Below are 1,195 nucleotides of genomic sequence, written 5' to 3' on the forward strand. Positions count from 1 at the left end.
TCAGTCTATCCGGAGCACACTCTCGGTTTTTCGGTCGTAGTACGCAAGCGTTATTCCGTTAAAGATGATGGCCTCAAGGCCATCATCCTGTTCTTCCAGCATGATGTACTCATCAGTCAGCGCTTCACTCAGGAACACCGTCCCCTTTTTCCCCATATAGAGTGTCCCCCGCGATTTCACCCTGTAGACCGTACCGCCTTCCGGGTACGCGTATTCAGGAACACGGCCATCCCAGTGTCGGTTCGAGGGGTGCCATACCGTTCCGGGCGTTGCACCCGCCAGGGCTTCATGCGGCCTTTCGTGGTTAAACTCCTCCCGGTAGTCACTGAACCACCGCTGTTGTTCTTCCATCGTCATGAAGGTGTTGCCCTGTTTCACCGCACTTTTCAGGGAGCGGTGCATTCGCTCATGACGGCCATTTTCTTCCGGATGCCCCTTCCTGATACGCTCAGGCCTGATGCCCAGCTTGATTAGCCAGACGGCAAGACGACTTAGTCCGGCTATCCCTGTTCCCGCGAAGGGCTGACCGTTATCGGTTCTGAGCACTTCCGGCAGACCGTATTCCAGGAACGCATCCGTCAGGCACTGTCTGACGAAGGGCTCACTCTCCCGGTCCGTTCCCCGGCAGCTCAGAAGATACCGGCTGTGATTGTCGGTCAGGGTGAAGGGATGGCAGTACTCTCGGCTCAGCAGCCTGAACTTACCTTTAAAATCAGCGCTCCAGACCTGATTGTTCTCACTGATGGTGGTCAGGGGCTGGCGATTGCCCGGGGTTCTGCGTTTTCGCTTTTTATCCGGAACCAGGCCTTCACGCTTGAGGATATCGCCGATAGTGCTGGCAGCAGGTACGGTAAAATCGACATGATGATTGAGCAGCCACATCCGCAGTTTTTTGGGGCCCCAGTCAGGGTGTTTTTGCCTCAGGGCCGTAAGCTGTCCGGCGATATCATCAGGAACCGTCCGGGAGCGGGAGTGTGGCGCGCGCGACCGGTCAGAGAGAGATGACAGGTCAGCGGGGTCAAAACGCTGAAGCCATTTATAGCCGGTTTTACGGCTGATGCCAAAAAGACGGCAAAGCGCGGAGAAGGAGTCCGTACCTGCATGGCAGGCACGGATAAAATCAAGGCGTTGCATAGGTCGGGTCTCAGTCCAGGGCATAGCGAGTCTCCTCTTCTATGCCAGTTATAACTGTTAC

At 56.0% G+C, this 1,195-nt stretch carries 1 protein-coding gene; it reads right to left on the bottom strand.

All coding sequences use genetic code 11. The features are described 5' to 3' along the window. On the bottom strand, positions 1 to 1,158 hold the full coding sequence (locus HV355_RS23955) for a DDE-type integrase/transposase/recombinase (protein WP_182403867.1): 1,158 nt from the start codon (positions 1,156 to 1,158) through the stop codon (positions 1 to 3). Positions 1,159 to 1,195 lie beyond the last annotated feature (37 nt).

It is taken from the genome of Enterobacter sp. RHBSTW-01064 (assembly GCF_014103035.1).
GTDB classification, from domain to species: domain Bacteria; phylum Pseudomonadota; class Gammaproteobacteria; order Enterobacterales; family Enterobacteriaceae; genus Enterobacter; species Enterobacter mori.

Bases quoted from the DNA above. Each gene is read 5' to 3' on its own strand.
- HV355_RS23955 (WP_182403867.1), bottom strand. From the start codon at position 1,158: ATGCCCTGGACTGAGACCCGACCTATGCAACGCCTTGATTTTATCCGT.